At 67.2% G+C, this 5,804-nt stretch carries 8 protein-coding genes; all 8 read right to left on the bottom strand.

Annotated elements, in window-relative coordinates:
- Window positions 1-309, bottom strand: a 309-nt coding sequence (locus G4O04_10015; GenBank protein ID HEY58847.1) for a hypothetical protein, incomplete at its 3' end; no start/stop codon positions are given.
- A 25-nt stretch (window positions 310-334) separates the two neighbouring features.
- Window positions 335-949 carry an HAD family phosphatase gene (locus G4O04_10010; protein ID HEY58846.1) on the bottom strand — a complete coding sequence of 205 codons (615 nt, stop codon included), beginning with the start codon at window positions 947-949 and terminating at the stop codon, window positions 335-337.
- Complete coding sequence (locus tag G4O04_10005; GenBank protein HEY58845.1) at window positions 946-1,215, bottom strand: M48 family metallopeptidase; 270 nt, start codon at window positions 1,213-1,215, stop codon at window positions 946-948. The genes G4O04_10010 and G4O04_10005 overlap by 4 nt, the downstream gene beginning before the upstream one ends.
- A 5-nt stretch (window positions 1,216-1,220) precedes the next feature.
- Complete coding sequence (locus G4O04_10000; GenBank protein HEY58844.1) at window positions 1,221-1,535, bottom strand: hypothetical protein; 315 nt, start codon at window positions 1,533-1,535, stop codon at window positions 1,221-1,223.
- Between the two features lie 79 nt (window positions 1,536-1,614).
- Window positions 1,615-1,965 carry a DUF4870 domain-containing protein gene (locus tag G4O04_09995; protein HEY58843.1) on the bottom strand — a complete coding sequence of 117 codons (351 nt, stop codon included), beginning with the start codon at window positions 1,963-1,965 and terminating at the stop codon, window positions 1,615-1,617.
- A gap of 89 nt (window positions 1,966-2,054) precedes the next feature.
- Entirely contained in the window at window positions 2,055-4,040 is a 1,986-nt protein-coding gene (locus G4O04_09990) for an LUD domain-containing protein (GenBank protein ID HEY58842.1), read from the bottom strand.
- On the bottom strand, window positions 4,037-4,795 hold the full coding sequence (locus G4O04_09985) for a (Fe-S)-binding protein (protein HEY58841.1): 759 nt from the start codon (window positions 4,793-4,795) through the stop codon (window positions 4,037-4,039). The genes G4O04_09990 and G4O04_09985 overlap by 4 nt, the downstream gene beginning before the upstream one ends.
- A 166-nt stretch (window positions 4,796-4,961) precedes the next feature.
- Window positions 4,962-5,804 (bottom strand): aldo/keto reductase (locus tag G4O04_09980; protein ID HEY58840.1); only part of this gene is annotated, 843 nt, incomplete at its 5' end.

Genomic DNA, 5,804 nt, shown 5'->3' with positions numbered 1-5,804 from the left:
GTCCCGTGCCCCGGCGGGCAGGCTGCGCAGGTAGCGCACGGCCAGCGCAGCGGCGGCCACGGCCCGCAGGGCGGCCAGGGGGGGCTGTTGCAGGTCGCGCAGGTGCTCTATGGCCACCGTGGGCACGGCCAGGGTTTCGCCTAAGGGCACCAGCACCCGGCCCACCTCCCCCTCGCTCAGGGAGGCGTTGGCCGCGATGGGGGGCAGGGCGGCCAGGGCCTCTAAGGCCTCGTTGAGGGCGTCGGGGTGGCCCAGGCGCGCCGCGGCGTGAAAGGCGGTGAGCAGGTCGGGGGGAAGTTCCAGGGGCATGGTCGCTTCCCTCGAAAGCCACGGCTCAAGGTAGCCCCAGGGCGTGCAGTTCGGCCATCGCCTGAGCGAACGACGCAAAGCGTACCCCGTGCATCCCCAAGGCGCGGGCGGCGGCGATGTTCTCCTCACGGTCGTCCACGAACACGGCCTGCTCCGGCGCGACGCCCAAACGCCGCAGCGCCAGGCGGTAGATGGCTGGGTCGGGCTTCAGCAGACCCTCTTCGGCCGAGACGATCAGCGCGTCGAAGGCATCGGCCATGCCCAGACGCTGGATGGTCTCCCGCAGATCGCCCCAGGCGTTGGAGAGCAGGCCCGTGCGGTAGCGCGGGCGCAGGCCGCGCAGCCAGTCGGCCCAGCGGGTCTCGATGCGAATCCCCTGCCAGAAGATGCGGGCCAGTTCCGGCCCGCGCTCGGGCGGCCAGCCCCACTTCTGAGCCAGCCCGCGCCAGAGTTCCTGGGGCGTGATCTCCCCGCGTTGGGCCGCCACGCTCAGCGGGCCCTCGTAAATTTCGTACCACAGTTCGCGCATCGGGATCCCTAACCGGCGGGCCAGGCGGCGATGCGGCTCGGGGTCGTCGATGTGCAGGATGACCCCGCCGAAGTCCAAAAGCACGGCTTGAATGCCGCTGGGGGCGCTCATAGGGCGTCTTCCTCCTCGCTTTTCTCGCCTTTGGCGAAGAAGTAGCCTTTGATGAAGCCCCGTGCCTGCTCGGTGCGGGGATAGGCCTGCTGCAAGGTCTCCCAAAAGCGGGGGCTGTGGCCCTCCTCGGGCAGCAGCAGGTGGGTGAACTCGTGGGCGATGACATAGTCCACCACCCAGGCGGGCCAGGTCTGGATGTTGGCCGAAAGGCGAATGTGGCCGTGGGTGCTTCCGCCCAGGGTCACGCTGCCCAGGCGTTTTTCCATGTTGTTCACCCAGCGGATGTGGCGACCCAAGGCACCCGTCCGCCGAAGTATCTGCGGTTCACCTGCCGCGCCCGTTGAGCCAGGGTTTCGTCGGTGCGGCGGGCGGCCTGCCGGGCCAGCCGTTCCAGATGGGCTTCAATTTCCTTGAGCAGCGGAGGCACCTCGCGCCAGGGGAAGCGGGAGGGGATGCGCACCACCAGCGAGCCGTCGGGGCGCTGCGTCCAGCGAGCCGATTTCTTCAGCCGTTTGTCCCGCCGGACGACCACCGGCACTTCCCGTAGGGTGCGTGGGTCGCGGAGGGTGTAGGTGCGCTCGCCCATGGGCTAAAGATAACACAAAACGGGCCACCAAAAAAGCCTTTGCGCGCGGCAAAGGCTTTCGGCGGCGTGGCCTGGGGGTTTACGCCCAACCCTGCTTTTGGATGAAATCGGTGAGGAAGGGCACGGTGAACGGCTTGCTCTGATAGGCCAGAACACCCAGGTAGATCATGTAGAGCCAGATGAACAGGGGGATGCAGGCCAGCACAATGGTCGCGCTCAGGGCCAGGCTCAGCACGATGTTGATGACGCCGAGCACCAGCGCCTGCACGCTATGGAAGCGGATGTAGGGGCGACTCTTCTTCTCCTCCATCAACAAGGCGATGATGGGCACGATAGGGGAGAGGATATAAGCCAGCAGGGCCCACAGGCGGTCGTCGCTGCTCGGCTCGTCGGCGGTGGTGCCGGGTGATACAGGGATTTGCTCGGACATAAATGCCTCCTTTGGCAAAAAAGATGAACCATCCCCCGTGGTTAGGTTAAGCATAACACATATTCGGGAAAAAGGGGCGCAAGGGGCGTTCACTCCACCAGAAACACCACCACCCGCTCCGGCCCGTGGACGCCGATGGTGAGGGTCATCTCGATATCGGCCGTGCGCGAGGGGCCGGTGACAAAGACCGCCATGCTGCCCTTCCGCCAGGCGGGGGCGGCGAAGGCTTCCTCCAGCGAGGCCACCAACGCCTCCTGGGGCAGCAGCACCCAATGCGCTTGGGGTAACAGGGAGACCTCCTGGGGACGGCCCGGCCCCGAGGGGATAAGCACGCTCCCGGTCGCCGCCACGGCCAGGGGGGATCCGGTGATCCCCACCTGGGCCTCCCGCGCCGGACTCAAGGGGAGGTCCGCTTCCCGTAGCGCCGTGCCCAGCCCATGGGGGAAGGCCTCCGGCGCCCAGGCGCCCACGGGAGGGCGACCGAGGGCCAGCCAGCGTTCCCGCAACGCCTGGGCCAGATCCCGCCGCGCAATGAGGACCACTTCACCGCCCAGGGCCTCCAGGGCACGGAGGAAAGATTCCCGCAGGTCGCGGGCGGCGGCGGGCGATGGAGAGGGTGTCTGAGCGCCGGTGGGAGCCTCGGCGGGGAGCAAGGTGGGCCGGGGCGCGACCGTCGGCGCGGCGGCGCCCTGGAGCAGCGGCACGGGCAGACGGCGGCCCAGCAGCCGCGTCCCCAGGCGGGCCATTCCTTTGGCCAGATGGAACAAAGCGGGGCGCTGCGCCAGCCCGGCGTAGAGGGCCATGAAGGGCTTCACCCACCCTGGCGCGCCCACCGGGCCTGAGGACGCGGGTGGCGCCTCGTCCCCGTTGGGTGGGGTCGTCGGCGCCTGACCGGCCCGCACCCGCACGATGAGGTCGTCCAAGGGGATGGCCACGGGGCAGGCCTCGGTGCACGCGCCGCACAGGGTGCACAGTTGGGCCAGGTTGCCGAAAGCCTCCGAGCCGAACAAGCCGTTGGAGACCACAATACCGATGGGTCCGGGGTAAGGGGTGGCTTCGCCGTGGCGGCCCACATAGGCATGGCCGCCGATTTCGCGGTACACCGGGCAGGCATTCAGGCAGGCCCCGCAGCGGATGCAGCGCAGGGCCTCGGCTAAAGGTGTTTGGGCCAGGCGACGCCGCCCGTTGTCCACGACCACCAGATGGCGCTCTGGGGCGCCGTCGGCTTCCTCGGCGCGGCGCGGGCCGTGGATGAGGGTGGTGTACACCGTGAGGTCCTGCCCGGTGGCCGAGCGTGGGAGCAGGGTGAGCATCAGCGCCAGGTCCTCTGGGGTGCGCACCAGGCGCTCGCGGCCCATGAGGGCGATGTGCACCTTAGGCAATGTGGTGACCATTCGTCCGTTGCCCTCGTTGGTCACGATACATAAGCTGCCCGTCTCGGCCACGCCGAAGTTGACCCCGCTGATGCCCACATCGGCCTGCAGAAACACTTCCCGCAGGTGGCGACGGGCGGTGGCCGTTATGGCTTCCACATCTTCGGTGTAGGGCATCCCTAAGCGCTGGTGGAAGGTCTGGGCCACTTCCTGGCGGCGCAGATGCACGGCGGGAGTGATGATGTGGGTCGGACGCTCGCCGCGCAGTTGGATGATGAATTCGCCCAGGTCGGTCTCCACCACCTGGTGGCCGGCCTCTTCCAAAGCGGCGTTGAGGCCGATTTCCTCGCTGACCATAGATTTGGACTTGACCACCAGAAGATGAGGTTGGCCTGGGGCCTGGGCGTGACGCCGGAGGATGTCCAGCACGATGCGCCGGGCCTCGGCGGCGTTGGCCGCCAGATGCACCTGGAAGCCGTTGGCCCGGGCCTGGTCGAGGAAGTGGGCGAGCACCTGGTCCCAATGGGCAAGCGCCTCGGCGCGCACCTGGGCGGCCCGCTGGCGCAATACATCCCAGGGTTCGGGCAGGGAAGCGTGAGCCCGCTCTCGGGCCGTCTTGCGCTGCTCGGCGTTGGCCGTGAGCGCGGCGCGCAGGGCCTCGTTTTGCAGGGCCTGGCGAACGGCCTGACGTAAGGCCTTCATGGCGCCTCCTTCCTCAAGGGCACTTCGTCGGAGGAGGCCAGCACCTCGGCGATGTGGAGCACGGGCACGTTGGCCTGGCGCTGGCGAAGCCCGGCCTGCAGATGCAGCAGGCAGCCTAAGTCGGCGGCCACGACGACCTCCGGCGCGGCGCTGAGGAGGTGCTTCACCTTGCGGTTCAGCATGGCCTGGGCGATCTCCGGCTGCTCGGCGGAGAACACGCCCCCAAAGCCGCAGCAGGCCTCGGCGTCGGGAAAGTCCACCATGGTCAGCCCGCGCACGCGGGCCAGCAGGGCCCGCGGCTGGCGGTCGACCCCCAGCCCGCGCAGGAGGTGACACGAAGGGTGGTACGCCACGCGGTGGGGGAAAGCCGCCCTCAGGTCGGTCACCCCCAACCCCTCCACCAGGTATTCGGTGAACTCGTAGGTGCGCCGGGCCAGGGCCTGGGCGCGGGGAAGCCAGTCTGGGTCTTCGGCGAATAAGTGGGGGTAGTGCTGGCGGAACATGGCTGTGCACGAGCCGGAGGGCACCACGATAGGGCCGGGGTGGGCTTCCAGCGCCTCGATGGTGTGGCGGGCCATGCGCCGGGCGGCGGCCCAATCCCCGGCGTTGAACGCGGGCTGGCCGCAACAGGTGGCGCGTTGCAGCCGGTGGGGCGTCACGCCGGCCCGTTGCAGCACCCGCTCCACAGCCTCAATGGCCTGGGGGCGGAAGGTTTCCATGAGACAGGTGGGGAACACATGGACGAGAGAAGCCATGGTCTCGCTCCGACCGAGGGCGAATGCGGCGGTTCTCTGATGGATTGTACAACAAAACCGCGTGTTTTTGGGCACGTGGGCGGGAAAGAAAAAGGCCTGATGGCGAAACCACCAGGCCTTTTAGACCATGCGTTTTGAGAAAGGCGATCGGCCGAAGCGTCTGCGGTTAGTGGTCTTCGGGCGCGTTACCCAGGATGGTCTCAATGCGGTCCAGCACCTCGTCGGTCAGTTTGGGCAACACCTCGGCGGCGGCCAGGTTTTCTTTCAATTGTTTGATCTTGGTGGCGCCGGTGATCACGCTGGAGACCACCTTCAATCGCAGCAGCCAGCCGATGGCCAGTTGGGCCATGGTCACCCCTAATTCGGCGGCTACCTCGCTCAACTGGCGCACGATGGCGATGCGCTCCGGCGTGATGCGGTCGCGGATCCAGGCCATGCTCTCTAACGAGGCGCGGCTGCCTTCAGGGATGCCGTCGTTGTACTTGCCGGTGAGAATGCCGGAGTAGAGCGGGCTCCAGGTGGTCAGCCCGATGCCTAACTCGCGGGCGATGGGCGCCAGTTCGGCCTCCACCCGGTGACGATGGAACATGTTGTATTGCGGCTGCTCCACCACCGGCGGAATCAGGTGGTGCTGCCGGGCGATGTACACCGCCTGGGCGATTTGAGCCGCCGTCCACTCCGAGGTGCCCCAGTACAAAATTTTGCCCTGTTGAATGAGGATGTTCATGGTGTACACCACTTCCTCGATGGGCGTATCGGGGTCGAAGCGGTGGCAGTAGTAAATGTCCAGGTAGTCCGTGTCTAAGCGGCGCAGGGAGGCGTGGATGGACTCCATGATGTGCTTGCGCGAAAGGCCACGCCCGTTGGGGCCGGGCATGGTAGGCCAGAACACCTTGGACGAGATGACCAGCGCCTCGCGGGGCAAACCTTTGATGGCCTTGCCCATCAAAATCTCGGCCTGTCCTTTGGCGTAGATATCGGCGTTGTCGAAGAAATTGACCCCCATGTC

The sequence above is a fragment of the Anaerolineae bacterium genome, from assembly GCA_011176535.1.
In the GTDB taxonomy this organism is placed as follows: Bacteria; Chloroflexota; Anaerolineae; order Anaerolineales; family DRMV01; genus DUEP01.
Note: the sequence above shows the minus strand (reverse complement) of the source record. Positions and strands in the feature narration are given on the sequence as shown.

Bases quoted from the DNA above. Each gene is read 5' to 3' on its own strand.
- G4O04_10010 (HEY58846.1), bottom strand. From the start codon at position 949: ATGAGCGCCCCCAGCGGCATTCAAGCCGTGCTTTTGGACTTCGGCGGG.
- G4O04_10005 (HEY58845.1), bottom strand. From the start codon at position 1,215: ATGGAAAAACGCCTGGGCAGCGTGACCCTGGGCGGAAGCACCCACGGC.
- G4O04_10000 (HEY58844.1), bottom strand. From the start codon at position 1,535: ATGGGCGAGCGCACCTACACCCTCCGCGACCCACGCACCCTACGGGAA.
- G4O04_09995 (HEY58843.1), bottom strand. From the start codon at position 1,965: ATGTCCGAGCAAATCCCTGTATCACCCGGCACCACCGCCGACGAGCCG.
- G4O04_09990 (HEY58842.1), bottom strand. From the start codon at position 4,040: ATGAAGGCCTTACGTCAGGCCGTTCGCCAGGCCCTGCAAAACGAGGCC.
- G4O04_09985 (HEY58841.1), bottom strand. From the start codon at position 4,795: ATGGCTTCTCTCGTCCATGTGTTCCCCACCTGTCTCATGGAAACCTTC.